We start from the raw sequence: 20333 nt of genomic DNA on the forward strand, positions 1-20333 counted from the left end.
TTTTCGCGCGATCTGTTTGTGCATTCATGCGTAAATGTGCAAATATGAGGCGCGTGAATTTCAGATCATGGGAGGGATCGGCGTGCTCGACGAGAGAGACAGGAAGCTGCTCGCGCTGCTGCAGCAGGATGCAAGCGTGGCTGTCGGCGAACTGGCGGAGCGGGTGAATCTGTCGCTCTCGGCCTGTTCGCGCCGCATCCAGCGGCTGGAGGAGGCGGGCTACATCGCCAGACGCATCGTCGTGCTCGACCGCGAGCGCATGGGCGTGCCGACGACGGTCTTTGCGCTGATCAAGACGGCGCATCACTCGGACGAATGGATCGAGACCTTCCGCCGCGCGATCAGCGACATCCCCGAAATCGTCGAGGCCCATCGTTTGACGGGAAATCATGACTATATCGTCAAGGTCGTGCTGCCGCGTGTCGAGCATTACGACGTGGTCTACAAGCAGATCGTGCGCAAGGTCGAACTCTTCGACGTCTCCGCCTCGATCTCGATGGAAATCCTGAAGAGCGGCACGGCGGTGCCGGTCGATTATGCGGTGTGAGGCGAAATGACGAATGACGCAGTGAGCAAGACGTTAGGCGATGACGTTGCCGATGCGCTGGTGGTTGTCGATGTGCAGCGGGCCTTTATTTCCGGGCCTGAAGCCGTGCCCGGTCATGTGGATCTGCAGCGCGCCATTGGCCTGCTCCTGGAGAATGCGCGTGCGGCCGGCGTGCCGGTGATCTTCCTGCAGAACGACGGGCCGAAGGGCGCTGTCGACGAACCGGAGACCGATGGCTGGCAGCTCTTCTTTCCGGCCAGGGCAGGCGAGGTGGTGGTTCGCAAACGGAACGACGACGGCTTCGACGGCACCGACCTCGAAGACCAACTGAGGACGCGCAAGATCGAGACGATCGCGATCTGCGGCATGCTTTCGGAGATGTGCCTGGCAGCGACGGCCCGCACGGCGATGGCGAAGGATTTCACCGTCATCCTCGCCAACGATGCGCATGCGACCTACGACGTGCCGCCCGGTCCCGGCCGCTCGCCGATGGTGCCGGCGCGACTGGCCGCGCGGGCGGCCGAGTGGTCGCTCGGCGACGAGATTGTGCTGGTGGACGCGGCAGGGGATATCGCCTTCGCGGCAGCGTCTTCGTCCTCTTAAAGCCTCCCCTCCGGGTTTCGTCCGTCAGGGCGGGCCGAAGCGTGCCGCATAATCCGAGGGGGCGATGCCCTTGCGGCGCTGAAAGGCGCGGCGCATGCGCTCGGCGTTGCCGAAGCCGAAGAGGAACGGGGCTTGCGAGACGGGCACGTCCCCGCGCTCTATCGCCTCGCAGGCCGCATCGACCCGCAATTCCTCGACGAACTGCGCCGGGCTTGCCCCCATCTCCTGGGTGAACAGGCGGGAGAAATTGCGCTCGCTCATGCGCGCTATCTCCGCAAGCCGCGGCACGGAGAGGTCGGCTGCCAGGTCGGCGCGGATCTCGGCCACCAGCGTATCGAAGCGGTCGCTTCGGCTCGTCATCTGCTGCTGCAAGGCGGCGCTGAACTGGCGCTGGCCGCCCGTGCGCCTGACGTAAAGCACCAGGGAACGCGCGAGCCGCAGGGCCTCGCTGCGGCCGAGGTCCGCTTCGACCATCGCCAGCGCCATGTCGATGCCGGCGGTGACGCCGGCTGAGGTCCAGACGCCACGATCTTCCTCAAAGATCGAATCCTCCCGCACATCGATCTCTGGGAAATCCTGCTGCAACTGGGCGCAATCCTCCCAATGGGTCGTTGCCCGCCGCCCATGGAGATGGCCGCCGCGCGCCAGAATGAACGCACCGAGGCAGATGGAGCCAAGGCGCCGGCATTGGCCGACCATGGCGGAAAGGAACGCCTGCAGTCCTTCCGAATTCGCCGCTTCCAGTGCGCTCTGCCCGCCCGAGACGAGCAGGGTGTCGGGCGGGGCGCAATCGGCAAAGGGGCTTGTGTCGAGCGCAACGCCCGTATCCGTTGCGACCGGCCCGCCGCACTCGGAGAGCAGGGTGATGGAATAGGCCGGGGAACCCGAGGCGGTGCGGGCGTCGTTGAAGACCTGCAGCGGGCCGGTTACGTCGATCAGCTTGGTGCGATCGAAGAGCACGATTGCGACTGATCGTGCGGCCGTCTCGGGTTTGGCGTAAAACGAGGGCATATTGTCATTTATGCCAAGGGCTTTTCATGGGAGCAAGCGGGTCCATTATCCGTCACCCTTGGAGCCGACCATGCTGGAACTCAGACCGAACTGCGAACTGTGCGACCGCGACCTGCCGCCAGCGTCTCTGGACGCGCGCATCTGCTCTTACGAATGCACCTATTGCGCAAGCTGCGTGGAAACCGTGCTTCACAATGTCTGCCCGACCTGCGGCGGCGGATTTGCGCCAAGACCGATCCGGCCCCTGCGGTCCTTTCGCCCGCAAAAGCGGCTGGGTCTCGGCTTCGATCCGGCAAGCGAGGTACGCCGCCATTCGCCGTACACGGCGGAGGATATTCAGGCGCATGTGGCGCGGATCCGGCATCTCGCGCCGAACGAGCGCTGACCGCAGCGGCGGCTTTCCGCGCCGTTCTTGACTTTTTGCAAGGGTGACATGAGGTGGTTGCGCTTGTGCTTGGCTGCCACAACCCCAATGTTGTGGCATGTCCAACGGAAGGCCAGTCGAAAGCCGACTGGGAAGAACATGCAGGACAGGCATCACGTGGTCGTCGTCGGTGGCGGGTTCGGCGGATTGCAGCTCGTCAAGGGGCTCGCCGGCGCACCGGTCAGGATCACGCTCATCGACCGCCGCAACCATCATCTTTTCCAGCCCTTGCTCTACCAGGTCGCAACGACGTTGATCGCGACGTCGGAAATTGCTTGGCCGATCCGCAGCCTTTGGCGCGACCGGCCGGAGGTGACGACGCTGCTTGGCGAGGTGAGCGATGTCGACGAGGCCGGAAAGGCCGTGGTGCTCCGGGACGGAAAGCAGATCGCCTATGACACGCTGGTGCTGGCGACCGGGGCGACGCATGCCTATTTCGGCCATGACGAATGGGAGCCCTTCGCGCCCGGCCTGAAGACGCTGGAAGACGCGACGACGATCCGCCGCCGGGTGTTGCTCGCCTTCGAACGGGCGGAGCTGGAAGAGGATCCGGCCGTTCGTGCTGCGCTTTTGACCTTCACCGTCATCGGTGCCGGCCCGACCGGCGTCGAGCTTGCCGGCATCATCGCCGAGATTGCGCACCGCACACTTCCCGACGAATTCCGCCGCATCGACACCCGGCAGGCCCGCGTGATCCTGGTCGAAGCAGGCCCGCGCATTCTCGCCGCCTTCAGCGAGGATCTGTCTGCCTATGCGGTCAAGGAGCTTGAGCGCCTCGGCGTCGAGGTGCGCACCGGCACGCCTGTGACCTCCTGCACGGAGGAGGGCGTTGTCATCGGTGACCAGTTCGTCGGCAGCCGCACCCTCGTCTGGGCTGCCGGTGTACAGGCGTCGCCCGCTGCCCGCTGGCTGGATATCCCGGCCGACCGCGCCGGCCGGGCAATCGTCGGCGCCGACCTTACGGCTCCCGACCATCCCGACGTCTTCGTCATCGGCGACACGGCTGCCGTTACCTATGACGGCGGCAAGCCGGTGCCGGGCATTGCGCCCGCCGCCAAGCAGCAGGGCGCCTATGTGGCCGACGTCATCCGCGCGCGGCTTTCAGGCGCCAAGCCTCTGGCTGATTTCCGCTACCGCCACCAGGGCAGCCTTGCCACCATCGGCCGGCGCGCCGCGATCATCGATTTCGGCCGCTTCAAGCTCAAGGGCGCGCTTGCCTGGTGGATCTGGGGCATCGCCCACATCTACTTCCTGATCGGCACCCGCAGCCGCTTCGCCGTCGCCTGGAGCTGGTTCTGGACGTATCTCAGCGGCCAGCACAGCGCCCGGCTGATCACCCAGAAAGAGACGTTGAAGGAGAAGGGGTAGGGGAAGCCGACAGGTCGCTATGCGTTCGGGCACGGTCTTATTCTTCGCCAATGCGATCCAGTGCTTCTCCAATTATCTGGTTGGCTGGATCCTGTTCGCTCCGCGCCTCCCAATGTGACGCCTGTTCTGGATCTTTCGGCACACCCACGCCTTCGCGGTAGTGGTGTGCAAGAGACAATTGAGCGAGTGAGAACCCACCTTCTGCTGCCTTCCTAAGCCAGTGAACAGCGGCTTGGATATCTTGCTCGACACCGCGACCGGTCTCGTACGATTGGGAAACGGCATATTGTGCGCTGAGATCACCTTGATCAGCCGCGCGTTTGAACCACTGAAACGCCTTGGAGTAGTCTTGTTCCACTCCGCGGCCATATGAATATAGGGATCCCACCATATTCTGTGCCGCAACATTGCCGCGCTCGGCCTCTGGCAGGGCGTGGCGATATGCGTCTCGATACTCCGCTCGCCTGAACGCTTCCGTCGCTTCGTTCATCCCGGCCGCTGCAAAGTCGCCACTAACCAGCCCCAGCCCAAAGAGCGTCGCGACTGTGAAGAACGCAATTGTCGGTGCTTTCCGGAAGGTTGGCATGCGGACAATCGTCCTATTTTGAACAGTGACTTCTGCGCGAGATACCCGTCGCCCGGGAAGCAGCAAAGCGACCGGCAACATCGGCTACGGACTACTTCTGCACCTTGACGATCAGGATCATCGGCCGGTCGACCTCTTCGGCCAGCGCCGGGATCTCGGCGATCTGTTCTTCCGTCGGTCGCCACTCCTGAACATGGCGGATCGCGAAGCCCACTGACATCAGCGTGTTCAGCGTCGTGCCGATGGTGCGGTGGTGCTTGATCACGCCTTTCGCCAGCCAGTTCGTCGTGCGCCGCCCTTCCGCCGAATAATGGTCGACCGGCCAGGTGCGCTCGCCGTCGACGATGCGCCAGCCGGGGTTGTGCGAGGCCATGTAGATCGGGTGCTCGATGGTGAAGACGAAATGGGCGCCGGGCGCAAGCGCCCGGTGGATGGTGGCGACCAGCCGGCCGAAATCCTCGATATAGTGGAAGGCAAGCGAGCTGTAGGCGAAGTCGAAGCTTGCCTCGGGCAGGTCGAGCTGGTCGAGGTCGGCGATGCGGTAGTCGATCGCCGCATCCGACGTGTCGGCCTTGGCGCGGGCGATCATCTTCTCGGAGAGGTCGAGCCCGAGCACATGGGCGGCACCGGCCTCACGGGCGTAACGCGAAAACCAACCATAGCCGCAGCCGAGATCGACGACGCGGTTGCCCGACAGATCAGGCAGGAGCGCGCGGATCGCCGGCCATTCGGCAGCGCCGGCAAGGCCATGCACGGAGCGTCCGAGCTGGCTGTAGCCCTCGAAGAATTCCGGACGATCATAGATGTTCTGGGCCATGGCGGTCTCCTTCTTCGGCAATGCGTGGCGCGAGTCGCTCGGCGCGTCGCGCGGCGCAGATGCCTGCGCGCGATAGGCCGCTCCGGCATCCAACGCCGTTCCCGCGGGAACAGCAAGCTGGCTTTGATCCTGCTCGAACGCGGCGGCATTTCAATGCGTCTTCGCGGCGATTTGTTAGGGTGCACGGCTCCGCAATGTCAAGTTGCGCTTGACGTGCAAGCTTTTGTTTTTGTTTTCTAGCGGTGTGCTAATGTACGATTCTCGTGGTCCAGTCCGAATTGCGGAGGCCTAATGTCCGAAGCCATCCATCCTGCTGCCATTCATCATCTTCCAGGCTTTATCACGGCGCCCGGCCAGTCCGACTGGCTCCTCAATGCGGTCGCCGTGTTCCTGATCGTTTCGGTCTTCGCGCTCGGCACGATCTATCTCAGACTGCACTCCTTGCCGGAGCTCATGGCGCACAAGACCAACAAGATCCAGCTCGAGCTGGTGGCGGTCCTGGCGCTGTTGTCGCTGCTCACCCACAACAACATCCTATGGGGCGCAGCGCTGCTGTTGGCGCTGATCGACCTTCCCGATTTTTCGTCGCCGCTGTCGTCGATCGCCGGCTCGCTGGAAAAGATTGCCGGCAAGGTGGTTGATCAACCGGCAGCCGTGGAACGGGCGGCGACGGAGGCGGATCCGGCCGCAACCGAGCCGCTGCCGCTGCCGCGCGCCTTGCCCGGCCATGCGTCACCCGATCAGCCGTCGACGGAAGGGAAGGCATAAGCCATGTTCGAGTTCATCCTTTGCTCGATGCTGACCATCCTGCCCGACTACCTCTTCCGCCGCTATGGCCAGGGAAAACGCATCGGGCGCGAGATCACCATCTACTCCATGTGGTTCGAACTGCGCTGGGGCATCACCGCCTGCATCGTGCTGACGATCTCGCTGATCACGCTGATCTTCTACTTCCACCCGTCGACGAAAAACGTGACGGCGGCGTTCCGCACGGTCGCCGTTCTGCCGGAGACCAACGGCCGCGTCACGGAAATCTACGCCACGCGCTTTGAGAAGGTGAAGGCCGGCCAGCCGCTGTTCAAGCTCGACAGTTCGGAGGAGGAGGCGAAAGCCGAGGTTGCGCGCCGCCAGATCGCCGAGGTCGACGCCGAGACGACCGTTGCACGCACCGAACTTGTCGCCGCCGACGGCGTGATCGTCCAGGCGCAGGCCGCCGTGCAGCAGGCGCAGGACGAGTACGACACCCAGGTCGAGCTCAACAAGCTCAATCCGAATGTCGTTGCCCGTCGTGAGATCGAGCGCCGCCAGGTCAATCTCGAGGGGCGCAAGGGCGCGCTGACGGCCGCCCAGTCCAACAAGCAGACGCTGGAGACGAAGCTTTCCTCGCTGCTACCCTCGCAAAAGGCCAGCGCCGAGGCGGCGCTGAAGCAGGCGGAGGTCGATATCACCAAGACCACCGTGCGCGCAGGCGTGTCCGGCACGTTGCAGCAGTTTACGCTCCGGGTCGGCGAAATCGTCAACCCGCTCTTGAGGCCCGCCGGCGTGCTCGTTCCCGAAGACGCGGGCCGGGCACGACTGGTGGCCGGCTTCGGGCAGATCGAGGCGCAGGTGATGAAGGTGGGCATGATCGGGGAGGCGACCTGCGTCGGCAAGCCGTTCACCATCATCCCGCTTGTTGTCACCGAGGTGCAGGACGTGATCGCCGCCGGTCAGGTGCGCGCCAGCGACCAGCTGATCGACGTTGCGCAGATCTCGCAGCCAGGCACGCTGACCGTGGTGATGGAGCCACTTTACCCCGGCGTGCTCGACGACGTGCCGCCCGGCAGCAGCTGCATCGCCAATGCCTATACCAGCAACCACGAGGAACTGGACAAGCCCGGGATCTCGACGCTGCAATGGGTCTATCTGCATGGCGTCGATACCGTCGGCCTCGTGCATGCGGCGATCCTGCGCATCCAGGCGCTGATGCTGCCGGTTCAGACGCTGGTGCTTGGCGGACACTAAGCGACAAGCCAAACCGGCCGGGGTTCTCGATCCCGGCCGGTGCCTATTGCACGCAGACCTTGCCCTTCATGTGAGCCACGGCTTCTTTCAGTCTTGCCCGGTCGGTCTGCACATTCCCGCTCTTGTCCTTCTCCATCGGGCCGATCCTCCAGCGCCAAAGCCCGTGCGGGCCGTCCTTGCTGTTGAAACGGTCGCATGCGCCGTCGAATTGCGATGCGAGGCAGCGCATCTTCGCGCCGGCAAAGATCGTCACGGCCCCATCGTCGGTCTTGCCCACCTCGACAGTTTCAAGGGCGGAGAAATCGACGGAGAACGTTCCCGCCCGAAAGACCGCAAGCGCCCCCGTGTCCGAAAGCTCTGCCCTGAAGCTGCAGGCCCCGGTGCGTTCGACGGTAATTCGCCCGATTTCGGCGCGCTGGGACCCTTCCACCATGGCGATGGCCACGGTCAAAGGCTTTGCCGACGGGGAGAAGGTCAAGAGGCCGGGCGGTGCCGGGGCATGCCGATCCAATCCGAACAGGAGATAGGTTGCGACCTCCTCCTCGGACATGGTCTCGAAGGAACCGGCTGCGCTCGGGGAGGCCAGGAGCATCAGGGCGAGGGCTGTGCAAAGACGGCTGATTTTCAAGAATGGCCTGCCGCAATCGTGACGGGAGCGCCCGGTTCGGGGCGCCATCTTCCGTTGCGTCTACACCTTGCTGCGATTTCTGGAAAGTCCCGACAATGCCAGTCGGTCAAGGACCCAAACGGGCCCCAAAAATGATTGAGCCCCCGTGGGGACGGAGGCTCAAGCGCGCAATTAAATTAATAAAGCAACTGCACTGCAATATAACCGCAAGCATGCATACTCTTCCGGGGATTGCATACTTCCGGGGCGCAATCGCAAGTACAGTGTGGCAAAACCGGCCGCTGAAAGCAATGGAATTTAAGGGGATTTTAATAGTCAATTTGGGTTACGGGAAAATCCCCAACTTATTCACCCGATAGGGCCAGGATTTTCCTGACAATAGCCCGCAGGGGCAAAGGCGGGATCCCGACACATTCTTTTAGGCGTCATCACTCCCGATCGACAGCGCCCAGGGCTCCCAGATTGCGTCGAGCACGGCGCCCTGGCGCCGATAGAAGCGCTTCGCATCGTCGTTGCTCGCAAGCACCGACCACTCGATACGCGGCGCGCCGATCGCCGCGGCGTGGCGTTTCAGCGCTGCGATCAACGCCGCGCCGGCGCCCAGGGAACGTGCTGTTTCATCGACGAAAAGCTCCTTCAGCACGAGCGTCGGCTTCAGGTCGTAGGTCCAGGGGATGACGTAGTGCACGGCGATGCCGACGACGCGGCCGTCAAGTTCGGCGACCAGCACGCCGAAGCGCGGGTTGTCGCCAAGTCCGTGCGCGATCAGATCGCCCTCGGTCACGCGGAAATCGTCGATGTAGCCTTCGAACACCGCAAGGTCGCGCATCAGTCGCAGCACGCAGGCGACGTCATCTCGTTCGAATGGGCGGACGATAAGGGGTGACGCGGTCATCGCGATACCTCGTGCAAAGGGGTTAGCGGGCCGGCGCGGGTTACAGAGGCCCGGTGAAGGGGCGATCGTACCGCATCATCGGCTGCAATCGCGATCGATTTCAGGCTGAAACCGACCGCGATCCAGAATGCTGCAGCGCCGTGCATCCGGCCAGGCGTGCGGCGCTGCAAAGGGCCTTCGGCGCCGGCTCAAGCGGCGAGCAGCGCCTGCGCTTCGCCGGGGGCAGCGCCGGTCGCAAAGGCGAGACCTTCGTCCTCCCAGCCGGTGATGCCGCCGATCATGAGCTTCACCGGCCGGCCGAGACGGGCGAGCTTGAGTGCGGCCTGGTCGGCGCCGTTGCAATGGGGGCCGGCGCAGTAGACGACGAACAGGGTGTCTTGCGTCCATTCGGCCAGACGCTCGGCCGAAATCTGCCGGTGGGGCAGGTGGATCGCGCCCGGCACGTGGCGGCGGGCATAGGCCGCATCCGAGCCGACGACGTGCAGCAGCACGAAATCCTGATCGCCGCTCTTCAGCGCCTGGGCGACGTCGGAGCAATCGGTCTCGACGCTCAGGCGCCCGGCGAAATGGGCAATGGCGATTTCAGGCGATGCGGCGGCGATTTCGGTGACGGTGCTCATCGGGCTCTCCTTGGTGTGTGTGTGTTGACGAGGAGATGTGTAGCAGCGCTCGATCGGGGCTGGCAGTTGGCAACATTGCCATATATGCTCAAGATCATGCCAAAGTCGTTTTCCGCCGCTGTGCCACTCACAAACCCGCTCGTCGTGGCTCTCGCCTATGACGGGCTCTGCACCTTCGAGTTCGGCGTCGCCGTCGAAATGTTCGGCTTGGCGCGGCCGGAAATGGGCGAGGGCTGGTATCGCTTCGCCGTCGCCTCGGTCGACCCGGGCGAGCTTCGGGCAACCGGCGGCGTGCGCTTCGTCGCCGACGGCGGCATCGAGCTTTTGAGGCAGGCCGGTACGATCATCGTGCCCGGCTGGCGCGGTGCCGATCAGCCTGTGCCGGAGCCGGTCTGTGAGGCGCTGCGGCAGGCCCACGCCCGCGGCGCGCGCGTGCTTTCCATCTGTTCCGGGGTCTTCGTGCTGGCGGCGACTGGGCTGCTTTCGGGCCGCCGGGCGACGACCCACTGGCGCTATACCGACAAGCTGAAGGCGCTCTATCCCGATATCGAGGTGGTGCCGGATGTGCTCTATGTCGATGGCGGCCAGGTCTTGACCTCGGCGGGCAGCGCCGCCGGCATCGATCTTTGCCTGCATCTGATCCGCCGCGATTTCGGCAGCGAGGCTGCCAACCGCGTGGCCCGTCGTCTCGTCGTGCCGCCGCATCGCGACGGCGGCCAGGCGCAGTTCATCGAGCGGGCAGTGCCGGATGTGCACGAGAGCGCCAGGCTCGGGCCGCTGCTTGACCGGATGCGCGAACGGCTCGGCGAGGATTTTTCGATTGCAGCGCTTTCAAAGGCCGCCGCCATGAGCGAGCGCACCTTCCTGCGCCGCTTCGAGGCGGCGACCGGCACGACGCCGGCGCGCTGGCTCTTGTCCGAGCGGCTGTCGCGCGCCCGGCAATTGCTGGAGGAAACGGCACTCGGCATGGAGCAGGTGGCCGAAGCTTCCGGATTCGGCTCGACCCAGACGCTGCGCCACCACTTCCGCCAGCAGCTTTCGACCACACCCGCCGCCTATCGCGCCGCCTTCGGGCGGATGCCGGGTCCTGCCCTGGCTGTAGAGGTCGCGGCGGAATAGCGCCGCCGCGCCTCGATTGCAGGCTTCAAGCCTCCGACAGGGCGGGCTCGCCGCCGTCCTTGCGGAAGAAGGAGCGGAAAAACACGGCGTCCGGCGCCGAAGCGACCACCCGGGCGATGATCGCGGTGGCGACGATGGCGAAAACCAGCCGGCCGAAGAAGACGCTGGCGAAATCCGCGCCCAGTGCCACGACCACCAGCGTGTCCTCGATCAGGCTGTGGCCGAAACCCATGAAGACGCAGGCGAGGAAGACCTGGCGCGGCTCGACCTTTGCCTCGCGCGCCTCGCGGATCAGAAGCGCGCCGCCATAGGAAATCCCGAGCAGCACGCCGACGGCGGTGAAGGGCACCGTTTGCGTCTGGATGCCGGCCAGACGGAAGAGCGGCGCCATGGCCCGGTTCAGCCAGCCGAGAATGCCGACAAGCTTCAGGATCTCGATCAGCCAGCTCAGCGAGAGCAGCACGACGAGCATGGTGGCAAGGGTCTTCAGCGTGCTCCACGCAAAACCGGTCCAGGTGGCCGTCTCGTTCGCCGGTATCCAGCTCGGAGCCAGCGGCGTCGAAAGCCAGCCGGTCAGCGCGAAGACCTGGTGGAGCAGCGCTGCGAAGACCAGGCCGCCGCCGATGCGGATCACGGCGGTGGCGAGAAAGCTCGGGCCGGCCTTCTGGATGATGCGCTGCTCGATCGGGATCGCGTGCGCTACCAGGATCAGCGCCGAAAACACCGTCATGTCGGCGGTCGTCAGCTCCGAGACCGGCACCAGCGTGAAGACGACCACCACGGCGCCCCAGATGCCGACGAGCAGGCCCGTCAACCAGGCAAAGGCAAACTCCGGCGGCAGGCCGACGATCGTCATCAGCGGCTCGAAAACCGGCGCGACGGCGCGGATGACGCCGAGTTCCTGCAGCACATGGGTGGCGATGGTGACGGGAACGATGATGCGCACCAGGTCCCAGTAGACTTCGAGCGTGGCGAGTGTCTTGCGGTAAAAAATGATCAGAACGGGCATGGCGGTCTCTCCTTGAATTTGTTGTCCAAGGACTAACGCGAGGCGCTTCGCAGTTGTGGTCAAAATATGCGCTTTCGTGCAATAAAATTGCATGGGGCCGAAACGGGGACGAACATGGACAAGATCGACAGCAAGCTTTTGAGGCTCCTGCAACAGGATGCGTCGCGCACCAATGCCGAGCTTGCAGCGGAAGTCGGCCTGTCTCCTTCGAGCTGCCTGCGCCGCATCCGGCGGCTTCATCAGACGGGTGTCATCGACCGCATCGTCGCGGTTCTCAATCCGGCCAAGGCCGGTCGCACCATGAAGGCGATCATCACCGTCGAACTCGAGCGCCACGGCGAACAATATATCCGCCGCTTTCTCGACATGGCGACCAGGGAGCCGGCGGTGGTCCAGGCCTATAGCGTCAGCGGCGAGACCGACGCCATTTTGATGCTGCGGCTGAAAGACATGGACGAGCTTGACGCGCTGACCGAGCGGCTGTTTCGCGAGGAAACCAACGTCGCGCGCTATTACACCGCCTTCGTGATCCGCACCGGCAAGGAGACGACGGAGATACCGGTGTGAGGACGCTCGCCGAAAGGCAATAGCGGCGACCGCCGGCGACAGGCTTGCAGAACATGCGGTTGCGCCGGGGAACAGTCTCCCCGGCGCTTCGGGTGGCGTCACTTGACCGCTGCGTTGCCGCCATCGGCAAAGAGTGCGGCGCCCGAGACGAAGCTTGCCATCGGGCCGGAGAGGAAGAGGGCGGCCTGGGCGATTTCCTCCGGCTGGGCGATGCGCTTCATCGCATGCAGGCCGGCGGCCCATTCCTTGTTCTCCTTGCTGCCGGCCGCCGGCGTGTCGACGCCGCCCGGAAGGAGCGCGTTGGCGCGAATGCCCTTGGCGCCATAGTCGGCGGTGATGCCCTTGACGAGGCCCATCAGGCCGGCCTTTGCCGCGCCATAGGCGGCCATGCCGGGGATGCCGACGCTGGTGCCGACGAAAGTGGAGGTGAAGACCAGCGAGCCGCCATCGCGCTCAAGCATCGCCGGGATCTGGTGGCGGGCACCGAGGAAGGCGGAGGTCAGGTTGGTTGCAAGCGATTGCTGCCATTCCTCAAGCGTGATCTCGGCGACCGGCTTCATGACGTTGACAGCGCCGGCATTGTTGACGGCGATGTCGAGGCCGCCAAAATGTTTGAGCGCCGCTTCCACCAGCCGGATATGGGTGTCTTCCGCGGTGACATCGCCGCCAACCGCGATCGCTTCGCCACCGTCCTCGCGGATAGCGTCGACGACGGCGTCGAGCTGCTCTTCACCGCGGGCGTTGGCGACGATCTTCGCACCCTCGGCGGCAAAGAGTCTCGCGACCGCGCGGCCAATGCCGGAGGAAGCACCGGTGACGATCACGATCTTGTCTTGCAGCATGGTCATGGACTTTTCCCTTCTCTTGATTGAGGCGCCCTGCCTACTGCCGGCGGGCATCAGCGCCCACCCGATTTCCGATCGGTGATTGTGACAGCGCAGATTTTCAATCGCCCCGGCGGCATAGCCCGCGTGGGCGAGGAAGGAGAGAGGGAAGGATGCTGAAGACCGAGAGCGGCAGCTGCCAATTGCGGCGCAGTGCGGATCGAAGCGGCTGAGATCCGCCATGTGCGGCGCACCCAGACTGTACTAATCGCAGCCGCCCAATTTTTCACCGGGCGGCTTTTCCAATCTGGCAAGCGCGGCCGCCCCGTACCGGTTTGTCACCCGAGCAGGGTCACTTCTTTTTGTTGAGCGCGCTCTCGCTATTCTTTACCTGCGAGCCAAGGGCTGGCGCCGCCGATTTCTCGACCTTGTCCTTCTTCGGCTTGCGAACCTCTTTGTTGCTGCGAACCTGACCTTTAGCCATCACCTAGACTCCTCTGGTTGATGGACGAGAAATACCCGCTTTCACCCCACTATCCAAGGGCGCGCTAGGGCTGCTAATCCCGCATGCCTGAATAGGGAGCCGGACCTCAGGCCCGGTTCCCCCGATGTCTCAACTTGTGCCCTCAGGAGGATAGAGGTTGCGATGTCATGCACCCCGCTCGTCAGCGCTCTTCGGTCTAACAATCCTCAAGATGCTTTCGGCAGGCCCCGAAGTTCAGCGGATCGGCTGGCAGCCCGATGTTCGTCATCCGTGCACACGAGGCGCTCGCCGGAGTAGCCAGATGTTTGGGTGCTGCCGGCGTCCGGGCCAGGGTCGATACAGCCAACCAGAAGCCCGAGATCGCCAGGGTGCAGAGCGCGCATGCATGCGGCGCCTGCCAGTTTCGCGTTGCTTAGTCCTTGTCCGGCGCAGTCGACATATCGCGCAAGACGGCCTCGGCCGCGACTTCGGCATTGCGTCTTGAGCCCGAGATGGTTCCGGATTTGACGATCTGCTTGCCATCGAGCAGCAGCTGCCAGTTCCACGTGTTCAGGCCGCGCCCCTGGATGCGGAGTTTCAATCTATCGGGATCGTACTTCGTCACTTCTTGCTCCTTTGACGGACTTTGACAGACCAATGGCCAAACCAAAACTAAACGATGAGGTCAAGTGCTACATCGTTCAGGCTCCGGCATGCTTCGACAGCCCGTCTGTCGTCGCTAGGCCTTGAATAGGGGTTTAGGGCTTGATGTCGGGCTGTCCAAGCGCAGCCGTCGTCTTCAGTGCGGCGAGCGTTTCGCGCAGGGCCCGGTCGAGCCGCTTGTCGCTTCGAAGCACCAGGGCGAAACGGCGGAAGAGCGTTGGGCTGACGGGTCGCACCACCAGGCGTTCCCGGTCGCCGGGGCGAAGGGCGATTTCGGGGACCAGGGCTGAGCCGAGGCCGACGGCGACCATTTCCTTGATCGCGTCGACGCTGCCGAGTGCCATCACCGGCTTGACGGCCGTGCCTGAGGTCGCCAGCCATTCGTCGGTGATCCTTCGCGTGTTGGCGCCGGGTTCGTAGAGGATCAGCGGCCGTTCAGCGAGCATCGCGGGCGTGACGGTATCGGGCAGAACGGTTCCGAGCGGCGCAATCGCCACGAAGCGCTCGTCGAAGAGCGGGGTGATGTCGAAGATGCGGCCGGAGACGGGCAGGCTGACGAGGCCGATGTCGAGGAGGTTCTCGTCGACCGCGCGGACGATGTCGGCGCTGTTGCCTGTTGTTACGGTGATGTCGAGATCAGGAAAGCGGCGCTTGAGATCGGCCAGGAGCGGCGGCAGCAGGAAGGCGCAAGGCGTGGCGCCGGTGCCGAGCCGGACGCGGCCGAGCACGCCCTTGGCGTGGCGGGCGACCGCCTCGATCGCCCGGCTGGTGGCAGCCTCGATGCTGCCGGCATGGGCCAACAGTTCCTCGCCGGCCGCACTCGGCCGCGCCCCGCGGCCGACCCGTTCGACCAGGCGCACGCCGAGCTGTCTTTCCAGTACCCGCACCTGCAGGCTGACCGCCGGCTGGGTCAGGCCCAAGCGCTCGGCGGCGGCCGAAAAGCTGCCGAGTTCGGCGACCAGCGCGAAGGTTTTGAGATAGTCGAGATCAAGCGCACTCATGCTCGGGTTTCTCTTGTTATCAAAGTTTCTCTTATGCGTGGAATAGGAATGCTAAGCTTCTTTTAGGAGATGTCGAGGCGCAGACTGTGTCCATGGTTGGAAACGAAACATGGATGTTCGACATGATCCGGGAACTCGGTCTTTATCTCGTTGCCTCGCCGCGCTCGCGGTACTGGCAATTGCAACACCTGCGCGACCTCGATGTGGAGCGGCTTGCCGATATCGGCCTGACGGAGGCGGAGGCGAAGCTTGGACGGCGCAAGGCCGCGCCGCTGCCGGTGCGCGAAGGGTCCATGGCCGTCCGGCAAGCGGAAGCTGCGCGGGCCGGTGCGATGTAGCGGTTTCAGCCCGCGCACGGCCTCAAGTGGCGCGCGCGACCGTCGCAGGAGCGTCTCGCTCAAGCCGGCTTCAGGTCCCAGCTTTCGATCGCAAGGGCTGGCCAAAGGGCGCGCCACCGTTCAACTTTGCGCTCGTAGATGGCGCGGGTGATCTGGCTCCTGTTGGCGCGCACGATCGGTGCGAGCAGGTCCGCAAGGCCGAAAGGGGCACAGATCTCCAGTCCGTCCCGAGACGGGCGAAGACCGACAGCGGTTGCCGTCGTCGGAAATGTCGCGATCGCGTCTCGCGTCGATACGTAGGGCCTGATCGGCGCGCCGAACTTTCCTTCGTACCAGAGGTGGACGCGCGCTTCGTTCTTGACGTCGTTCCGCACGGGCAGGTCTGCAAACAGGCCGCCGATCCGCTTCGCATGCGCGGCCTCCACCTCTTCCGAGAGGTCGTCACCGTCAAAATAGACGATGTCGATATCGCCGATGCCGTGCGTCGCGGGCAAGGCGAAGGCATGGTTCCAGACGGTCTGAGCGACCGCGCCGGCCGCCAGCCATGCGTCGGGCAGGGCAATCCGGTCCCAGCGATCCAGGATCGGAACCAATAGCGGGCTCTTCAGGATGATCGTCTGCAGGTCCGTCATGGCATCTGCATCCGCATGAAGCCCTGGAGCATGGGCTCCGTCGGCGGTCGCGCGGCGCCCGCGGCGATCCATAGAGGATTACCAAAACACTCGATCCGCCCGCCCGAAACGACGATGCCGTCGCCGTCGTTGCAGGCAAGGATCGGTCGCGGCGTCGACAGGCTGTAGCGCAAGAGCGCGGGCAGGTAGCTGTCGTCGTCGCCGAGATGCGGGAAGAACTCGAAGGGCGTGAGATCGAGTGCAGCGCCGTCCTCGATGTCCTCTGGCCGTTCACCGATGAAGAGCGCGTCGGTCGCGATCGTCGGGGCCATGAGAATGGCGCCGGCGCTGACGCCGATGAGGATGCCGCCGGACCGTGCCCAGTCGCTGAGCGGCCCGAGCATGCCGCTCCGCTTCAGCCGTTGGAGAAAGCCGCCGGTGTGACCGCCTGCCAGGTGAATGGCGTCGGAGGCGAAGAGCGCCGCAATGTCGCCTGCCGAATGCGGTTCGTCCAGATCGAAGAACAGCGCGAGATCGAGACCCAGTCTGCCGTAATAGGCCTGCCCGGCAAGGAAGAAGTCGCGGTCCGGTTCCGGACCGGAAGCGACATAGGCGATGCGTTTTCCGGCGCCGCGTGCCGCCATCATCTCCACCAGCCTGAGATCGATCGCCGCGCAGGCGGGGACGATCTGGTCGCTGTAGAGGATGAGGTTGAGCATGTCTTTCCTGTCGTGACGAAGGGGTGCGGGCCGGTTTACTCGGGTTAGCCCGCGATCGCCTTCACCCGGCGGCCGTAACGCCAGATCCCGAGCCAGCTGAAATAGTTGACCAGAAGGGACAGGCAAAGCCAGAGCAGAGGGGTGAGGTCGTCGCCGCCTTCGAACTGCCCGGCAAATCGCACGACGCTGATCAGCGACAGTCCGCCGAGAAGGATGCCGAGCAGCCAGCTGTAGGGCCGCCAGAACCCGAAGGGGGGGACCTGCAGGTTAAAGGCGTAAGCGACGAGGCCGATCGCCGTTGCCAGCGCCATGACCAGACTGATGCCGCCCAGGATCTTGATCCCGTATGCCATCTCGTCCCACAGGCCCAGGAGCAGCGTCGCGCCTATGACCAGGCCGAAGGCGAGGCTGAGCACGTAGAAAATTGCAAATGCCTTCCACATCGCGAATCATCCTGTATCTGCGTTGGTGGCAGCTTCGGCGGTGATGGGCGCCTTGTCCATCGTTCGGCGGGACAGGTCGTCGCAAGGCCAAGCGGCCTGCGTGCCGCCGCTAGGCCATGGAGGCCGGTTGCTGCGCTATGCGGCGGCCATAGCGCCAGACGCCGAGCCAGCCGAAATAGTTGAGAAGGAGCCGAAGCAGCAAACCGAAGGAGGCCGACAGCAGGCCTTCGTCTCCGGGCTGGGGGCTGGTAATGAGGGTGACGAGATCCCAGGCATCGGCCAGCGACGAGTAGAGACACCAGCAGGCGAGAACCCAGCTGAATGGCCGCCAGAATGACAAGGGCGGGACCCTCAGGTCGAAGGCGTAGGCAAAGACGCCTATCATGGCCGCAAATTCCACGGCCAGGACCGCATAGAACAGGGCCCGGTCGGCGGACGACAGCTGCACGGCGATTTCAGGGGGTAGCGTGACGAAAGCCAGTGACAGCAGGAAAACGAAAATCAGCCCGTAAAGAACGGCAAACGCCTTCCACATCGCGACGCGTATCTCCCAACCAGAATGCTTCGTCCGTCCTCAGCAGGACCAGACCCTGAACACTTGCCTCTAGCGCGCTTGCGCCGGTTGCTGCGCCATGCGCTGTCCATAGCGCCAGACGCCGAGCCAGCTGAAATAGTTGAGAGCCAGGCCGAGGACCAGCCAGATGAGGTTCGTGACGCCAACGTCGCTTCCGGCCGGGATGGTGGCGAACATCTGTGCGAACCGCACGACGCTGAGCAGCGACACCAGCAGCTGATAGACGCCGATGAGCCAGCTCAGCGGCCGCCAGAGCCCATAGGGTGGGGCATTCAGGTTGAAGGCGTAGGCGACGAGCCCGACGGCGGTCAACAACACCATCACGAATGCCACGGAAGCCAGGCCAAGGCCGATAGTCGACATGGGCCGGCCCGCCATCAGGTAGCCACCAAGCAGGGCGCCGAACGTCGCCAAGAGGCAGTAAAAAACGGCAAACGCCTTCCACATCGCGAATCATCCCCCGAACGTGCAGTGCCTGCTATCTTGGGTCGTGTCGCGACACTTGTCTACCGTCTGACGGGCAGGAACGTCGCTCTTGCCTAGTCCGCACTCAGCGCCACCGCCGGCTGCAGGCGCGAGGCGTTGCGGGCGGGCAGGAAGCCGAAGACGAGGCCGGTCAGGAAGGCGCAGGCAAAGGCGAGCGCCACCGGGCCGACGGTGAAGGAAACGGGCATGCCCAACTGGCCGGCGAGCGCGCCGGTGCCGAGCCCGAGCGCGACGCCGAGCGTGCCGCCGATCGCCGAGACAACCAGCGCCTCGATGATGAACTGCAAGAGGATATCGCGCTGGCGGGCGCCGGTCGCCATGCGCACGCCGATCTCGCGGGTGCGCTCGCTGACGGAGACGAGCATGATGTTCATGACGCCGATGCCGCCGACGAGCAGCGAGATCGCGGCGACCGAGGCGAGGAACAGCTTCAGCGTGTTGGAGGTCTCGGTAAAGGCTTCGCGCACGGACGACATGTTGGTGATCTGCGTGTCCTGGCGCTTGTGGCGCTGGTCGAGCAGCGCCTGGATCGTCTGCTGGGTGATGTCGATCGCCGAGCCGTCCTTCACCTGAACGGTGATGGTTCGGATGTTGCGTTGGCCGAAGAGGCGGATGCTGCCGGTCGAAAGCGGCACCAGCACCACGTCGTCCTGGTCGTTGCCGAAGGAGGTGGCGCCCATTTCCGCCATCACGCCGATGACCTGGAAGGGGATCTTGTTGACCAGCACATATTGCCCGATCGGGTTGTCGCCGTCGGGAAACAGCGTCTTGACCACGGTCTGGCCGAGGACGGCCACCGGTGCGTAGGTGTCCATGTCGTTCTGGTTGATGAACTCGCCCTTGGCCATCTTCCAGGATTTTGCCGTCGTGAACTGCGGCACGGTGCCGTTTGCGGTCGTCTGGTAGTCGACATTGCCGCGGCGAAGCGTGACGGAGCTCGTCATCTCCGGCACGGCGAAGGCGACGTTCGGCACCTCCAGGATCGCGTCCGCGTCAGCTGGTACCAGCGTCACGTTGCTTCCGCCGGCGCTGCCGCGGAAATTCGCCATGCTCGGGCGCACAACGAGCAGGTCCGAGCCCATCGACGAGATGCGGCTCAGGACGGAATCCTGCGCGCCGGTGCCGATGGCGAGCATCGCGACAACCGAGCCGACGCCGATGACGATGCCGAGCAGCGTCAGGATGGTGCGGAAGAGATTGGCCTTCAACGCCCGGAACGCCATCTTGACCGCTTCGGTGACGTCGGCGATCGCGGCCGAGCCTTCGCTGACATGGCGGGCGAGGGCGGCAGCCCCCTCGGCATTCACCCGGGCTTTCTTGGCGCGATCGGCGACGATGCGGCCGTCATGGATCTCGATCAGGCGGTCGGCCTGTTCGGCGACCTCGCGCGAGTGGGTGATGACGATCACCGTGTGGCCCTCACCGTTCATGTCACGCAGCAGCGCCATCACGTCGGAGCCGCTCTGGCTGTCGAGCGCGCCGGTCGGCTCGTCGGCAAGGATCACCCGGCCGCCGTTCATCAGCGCGCGGGCGATGGAGACGCGCTGCTGCTGGCCGCCGGAGAGCTGGCTCGGCCGGTGGTCGAGGCGTTCGCCAAGCTTCAGCGCCTCCAGGAGCGCCTCGGCGCGGTCGTGCCGGTCGCGCGCCGACATGCCGGCATAGACGGCGGGTACCTCGACGTTTTCCTTGGCGCTTGCCGTCGGGATGAGGTTGTAGCTCTGGAAGACGAAGCCGAAGGTGCGGCGGCGAAGGGCTGCGAGCTCGTCGCTGTCGAGGGTCGCGACGCCCTCGCCGTCGATCAGGTAGTCGCCGCCGGTCGGCTGGTCGAGGCAGCCGAGAATGTTCATCAGCGTCGACTTGCCGGAGCCGGACTGGCCGACGATCGCCACGAACTCGCCGGCCTCGATATCGAGCGACAGGCCATGCAGCACCTCGACGGCGAGGTCGCCGTTGAAATAGGTCTTGCTGACGTGCTTGAGCGAGATGAGCGGGGTCATGGCCAGTCTCTAAGCC

26 protein-coding genes and 1 pseudogene are annotated in these 20333 nt (G+C 64.5%); 10 read left to right on the forward strand and 17 right to left on the reverse strand.

Going from position 1 to position 20333, the window contains the following annotated elements; translation table 11 throughout:
• The first annotated feature begins 82 nt into the window (after window positions 1–82).
• Complete coding sequence (locus M2267_RS06745; RefSeq protein ID WP_429113420.1) at window positions 83–547, forward strand: Lrp/AsnC family transcriptional regulator; 465 nt, start codon at window positions 83–85, stop codon at window positions 545–547.
• A 21-nt stretch (window positions 548–568) separates the two neighbouring features.
• Entirely contained in the window at window positions 569–1150 is a 582-nt protein-coding gene (locus tag M2267_RS06750) for an isochorismatase family protein (RefSeq protein ID WP_429113422.1), read from the forward strand.
• 24 nt (window positions 1151–1174) lie between these two features.
• On the opposite strand, the gene M2267_RS06755 is transcribed toward M2267_RS06750, so the two are convergent.
• The gene (locus M2267_RS06755; protein ID WP_429113424.1) at window positions 1175–2161 is read right to left on the reverse strand and encodes a GlxA family transcriptional regulator; all 987 of its coding nucleotides are present in this window, start codon (window positions 2159–2161) and stop codon (window positions 1175–1177) included.
• Window positions 2162–2231: 70 nt separating this feature from the next.
• On the opposite strand from M2267_RS06755, the gene M2267_RS06760 reads away from it, so the two are divergent.
• The gene (locus M2267_RS06760) at window positions 2232–2546 is read left to right on the forward strand and encodes a DUF1272 domain-containing protein (protein ID WP_429113425.1); all 315 of its coding nucleotides are present in this window, start codon (window positions 2232–2234) and stop codon (window positions 2544–2546) included.
• Window positions 2547–2684: 138 nt separating this feature from the next.
• Window positions 2685–3953: an NAD(P)/FAD-dependent oxidoreductase gene (locus tag M2267_RS06765; protein ID WP_429113426.1), complete on the forward strand. Its 1269-nt coding sequence runs from the start codon at window positions 2685–2687 to the stop codon at window positions 3951–3953.
• A gap of 37 nt (window positions 3954–3990) precedes the next feature.
• Here M2267_RS06765 and M2267_RS06770 read toward each other — a convergent pair whose 3' ends face one another.
• Together M2267_RS06770 and M2267_RS06775 are read right to left on the reverse strand one after the other, a co-directional pair.
• A complete protein-coding gene (locus M2267_RS06770; RefSeq protein WP_429113429.1) occupies window positions 3991–4539 on the reverse strand; it encodes a tetratricopeptide repeat protein in 549 nt (182 codons plus the stop codon).
• Between the two features lie 91 nt (window positions 4540–4630).
• Window positions 4631–5356, reverse strand: a complete 726-nt coding sequence (locus M2267_RS06775) for a class I SAM-dependent methyltransferase (protein WP_429113432.1) — start codon at window positions 5354–5356, stop codon at window positions 4631–4633.
• Between the two features lie 291 nt (window positions 5357–5647).
• On the opposite strand from M2267_RS06775, the gene M2267_RS06780 reads away from it, so the two are divergent.
• Window positions 5648–6124 carry a hypothetical protein gene (locus M2267_RS06780; protein WP_429113435.1) on the forward strand — a complete coding sequence of 159 codons (477 nt, stop codon included), beginning with the start codon at window positions 5648–5650 and terminating at the stop codon, window positions 6122–6124.
• A 3-nt stretch (window positions 6125–6127) separates the two neighbouring features.
• Complete coding sequence (locus tag M2267_RS06785) at window positions 6128–7360, forward strand: HlyD family secretion protein (protein WP_043622471.1); 1233 nt, start codon at window positions 6128–6130, stop codon at window positions 7358–7360.
• Window positions 7361–7403: 43 nt separating this feature from the next.
• Here the strand turns inward: M2267_RS06785 and M2267_RS06790 are convergent, their stop codons facing one another.
• From M2267_RS06790 to M2267_RS06800, 3 genes are all read right to left on the reverse strand, one after another.
• The gene (locus M2267_RS06790; RefSeq protein ID WP_429113438.1) at window positions 7404–7811 is read right to left on the reverse strand and encodes a hypothetical protein; all 408 of its coding nucleotides are present in this window, start codon (window positions 7809–7811) and stop codon (window positions 7404–7406) included.
• Window positions 7812–8406: 595 nt separating this feature from the next.
• A complete protein-coding gene (locus M2267_RS06795; RefSeq protein WP_043622477.1) occupies window positions 8407–8883 on the reverse strand; it encodes a GNAT family N-acetyltransferase in 477 nt (158 codons plus the stop codon).
• A 188-nt stretch (window positions 8884–9071) separates the two neighbouring features.
• On the reverse strand, window positions 9072–9503 hold the full coding sequence (locus M2267_RS06800; protein WP_429113439.1) for a rhodanese-like domain-containing protein: 432 nt from the start codon (window positions 9501–9503) through the stop codon (window positions 9072–9074).
• An 84-nt stretch (window positions 9504–9587) separates the two neighbouring features.
• Here M2267_RS06800 and ftrA point away from each other — a divergent pair, with 84 nt between their 5' ends.
• A complete protein-coding gene (ftrA, locus tag M2267_RS06805) occupies window positions 9588–10622 on the forward strand; it encodes a transcriptional regulator FtrA (RefSeq protein WP_429113440.1) in 1035 nt (344 codons plus the stop codon).
• 25 nt (window positions 10623–10647) lie between these two features.
• On the opposite strand, the gene M2267_RS06810 is transcribed toward ftrA, so the two are convergent.
• Window positions 10648–11631, reverse strand: a complete 984-nt coding sequence (locus tag M2267_RS06810; RefSeq protein WP_429113442.1) for a nucleoside recognition domain-containing protein — start codon at window positions 11629–11631, stop codon at window positions 10648–10650.
• Between the two features lie 114 nt (window positions 11632–11745).
• Here M2267_RS06810 and M2267_RS06815 point away from each other — a divergent pair, with 114 nt between their 5' ends.
• A complete protein-coding gene (locus M2267_RS06815; RefSeq protein ID WP_429113444.1) occupies window positions 11746–12198 on the forward strand; it encodes an Lrp/AsnC family transcriptional regulator in 453 nt (150 codons plus the stop codon).
• Between the two features lie 98 nt (window positions 12199–12296).
• Here the strand turns inward: M2267_RS06815 and M2267_RS06820 are convergent, their stop codons facing one another.
• The 3 genes from M2267_RS06820 to M2267_RS06830 form a co-directional block, all read right to left on the reverse strand.
• Entirely contained in the window at window positions 12297–13046 is a 750-nt protein-coding gene (locus M2267_RS06820) for an SDR family oxidoreductase (RefSeq protein ID WP_429113445.1), read from the reverse strand.
• A 328-nt stretch (window positions 13047–13374) separates the two neighbouring features.
• Window positions 13375–13506, reverse strand: a complete 132-nt coding sequence (locus tag M2267_RS06825) for a hypothetical protein (protein ID WP_256364293.1) — start codon at window positions 13504–13506, stop codon at window positions 13375–13377.
• A 412-nt stretch (window positions 13507–13918) separates the two neighbouring features.
• The gene (locus M2267_RS06830) at window positions 13919–14110 is read right to left on the reverse strand and encodes a hypothetical protein (RefSeq protein WP_156134222.1); all 192 of its coding nucleotides are present in this window, start codon (window positions 14108–14110) and stop codon (window positions 13919–13921) included.
• A gap of 32 nt (window positions 14111–14142) precedes the next feature.
• On the opposite strand from M2267_RS06830, the pseudogene M2267_RS06835 reads away from it, so the two are divergent.
• Window positions 14143–14226: pseudogene (locus tag M2267_RS06835) on the forward strand (DUF2280 domain-containing protein); the annotation flags it as partial.
• A gap of 17 nt (window positions 14227–14243) precedes the next feature.
• Here M2267_RS06835 and M2267_RS06840 read toward each other — a convergent pair.
• A complete protein-coding gene (locus M2267_RS06840) occupies window positions 14244–15149 on the reverse strand; it encodes a LysR family transcriptional regulator (RefSeq protein ID WP_429113449.1) in 906 nt (301 codons plus the stop codon).
• A gap of 113 nt (window positions 15150–15262) precedes the next feature.
• Here M2267_RS06840 and M2267_RS06845 point away from each other — a divergent pair, with 113 nt between their 5' ends.
• Window positions 15263–15487: a hypothetical protein gene (locus M2267_RS06845; RefSeq protein ID WP_429113450.1), complete on the forward strand. Its 225-nt coding sequence runs from the start codon at window positions 15263–15265 to the stop codon at window positions 15485–15487.
• A gap of 59 nt (window positions 15488–15546) precedes the next feature.
• On the opposite strand, the gene M2267_RS06850 is transcribed toward M2267_RS06845, so the two are convergent.
• From M2267_RS06850 to M2267_RS06875, 6 genes are all read right to left on the reverse strand, one after another.
• The gene (locus M2267_RS06850) at window positions 15547–16119 is read right to left on the reverse strand and encodes a nucleotidyltransferase family protein (RefSeq protein WP_429113453.1); all 573 of its coding nucleotides are present in this window, start codon (window positions 16117–16119) and stop codon (window positions 15547–15549) included.
• Window positions 16116–16817 carry a Type 1 glutamine amidotransferase-like domain-containing protein gene (locus M2267_RS06855; protein ID WP_429113456.1) on the reverse strand — a complete coding sequence of 234 codons (702 nt, stop codon included), beginning with the start codon at window positions 16815–16817 and terminating at the stop codon, window positions 16116–16118. Before M2267_RS06855 ends, M2267_RS06850 begins: the two co-directional genes overlap by 4 nt.
• Before the next feature lie 44 nt (window positions 16818–16861).
• Window positions 16862–17260: a hypothetical protein gene (locus tag M2267_RS06860; protein WP_429113458.1), complete on the reverse strand. Its 399-nt coding sequence runs from the start codon at window positions 17258–17260 to the stop codon at window positions 16862–16864.
• Between the two features lie 109 nt (window positions 17261–17369).
• Entirely contained in the window at window positions 17370–17795 is a 426-nt protein-coding gene (locus M2267_RS06865) for a hypothetical protein (protein WP_429113460.1), read from the reverse strand.
• Between the two features lie 69 nt (window positions 17796–17864).
• Window positions 17865–18281, reverse strand: a complete 417-nt coding sequence (locus M2267_RS06870) for a hypothetical protein (protein WP_429113462.1) — start codon at window positions 18279–18281, stop codon at window positions 17865–17867.
• A 92-nt stretch (window positions 18282–18373) separates the two neighbouring features.
• Entirely contained in the window at window positions 18374–20317 is a 1944-nt protein-coding gene (locus M2267_RS06875) for a MacB family efflux pump subunit (RefSeq protein ID WP_429113464.1), read from the reverse strand.
• Window positions 20318–20333: the final 16 nt, after the last annotated feature.

This window comes from Ensifer sp. KUDG1, assembly GCF_050434285.1.
Lineage (GTDB): Bacteria > Pseudomonadota > Alphaproteobacteria > Rhizobiales > Rhizobiaceae > Ensifer.